1 protein-coding gene is annotated in these 1,357 nt (G+C 74.6%); it reads left to right on the top strand.

Going from position 1 to position 1,357, the window contains the following annotated elements:
- Positions 1-1,357, top strand: a 1,357-nt coding sequence (locus MR1_RS19110) for a sensor histidine kinase (protein ID WP_157518415.1), incomplete at both ends; no start/stop codon positions are given.

Raw genomic sequence — 1,357 nt, forward strand, 5'->3', positions numbered from 1 at the left:
CCGCGACGCGCGCGCAGGCCGAGGGGCTGGAGGAGGTCCCGCGGCGGACGGTCGCGCACCGCGGCGTCGTGCTCGACGAGATGGACCTCGACGCCGTGCTCGCCCGGGCTCCGGAGCTCGCGCTCGTCGACGAGCTCGCGCACACGAACGCCCCCGGCTCCCGGCACGCCAAGCGCTGGGAGGACGTCCAGGACCTCCTCGACGCCGGGATCGACGTGGTGACGACCGTCAACGTGCAGCACATCGAGTCCCTGAACGCCGTCGTGGAGAAGATCACCGGCATCGCCCAGCAGGAGACGGTGCCCGACGAGGTGGTCCGGGCCGCCGACGGCATCGAGGTCGTCGACCTGGCGCCGGAGTCGCTGCGGGACCGCCTGTCCGCCGGTCTCGTCTATCCGGCCGAGCGGATCGACGCCGCGCTGTCGAACTACTTCCGCCTCGGGAACCTCACGGCGCTGCGCGAGCTCGCCCTGCTGTGGCTGGCCGACGAGGTGGACAGCGCCCTGCGCTCGTACCGCAGCCAGCACGGGATCGACGGCGCGTGGCAAACCAGGGAACGCGTGGTCGTCGCCCTCACCGGGGGCCCGGAGGGGGAGACGCTGCTGCGACGCGGAGCGCGGATCGCCGCCCGCGCCGCCGGCGGTGAGCTTCTCGCGGTGCACGTGTCCACGCAGGACGGCCTGCGCGCGGACGCGCCGGGCGCTCTGACGGCTCAGCGCGGCCTCGTCGAGTCCCTGGGCGGGACGATGCACCAGCTCGTCGGCGACGACGTGGCGCGGACCCTGGTGGAGTTCGCCCAGTCCGTGGACGCGACGCAGCTCGTGATCGGCGTGAGCCGCCGGGGCCGGTTCGCCGCGGCCCTCACCGGCCCGGGGATCGGGGCGGAGGTCATCCGCCGGGCCGGGGCGATCGACGTGCACATCGTGACGCATGCCGCGGCGGGCGGACACGGCCGGCTCCCGCGGGTCACCGGCGGCGCGCTGGGGTGGCGGCGGCAGATCCTCGGGTTCGCGATCGCGCTCGTCGGCGGGCCGCTGCTCTCCTGGCTCCTGTTCTCCCTGCGCTCGGAGGCGTCGATCACCTCGGACGTGCTCGCCTACCAGCTGCTCGTCGTCGTGGTGGCACTGGTCGGCGGGCTGCGCCCCGCGCTGTTCGCCGCGGTCCTCTCCGGCCTGACCCTGGACTTCCTCTTCGTCGAGCCGCTGTTCACCGTCACGATCGCGGATCCGCTGCACGCCCTCGCGCTCGTCCTGTACGTCGTCATCGCGGTGCTCGTCAGCGTCGTCGTGGACCAGGCGGCACGCCGGGCGCGCGCGGCGCAGCGGGCCGCGGCGGAGGCGGAGCTGCTCGCCGGGGT

It is taken from the genome of Microbacterium resistens NBRC 103078 (genome assembly GCF_001552355.1).
Taxonomy (GTDB): Bacteria; Actinomycetota; Actinomycetes; order Actinomycetales; family Microbacteriaceae; genus Microbacterium; species Microbacterium resistens.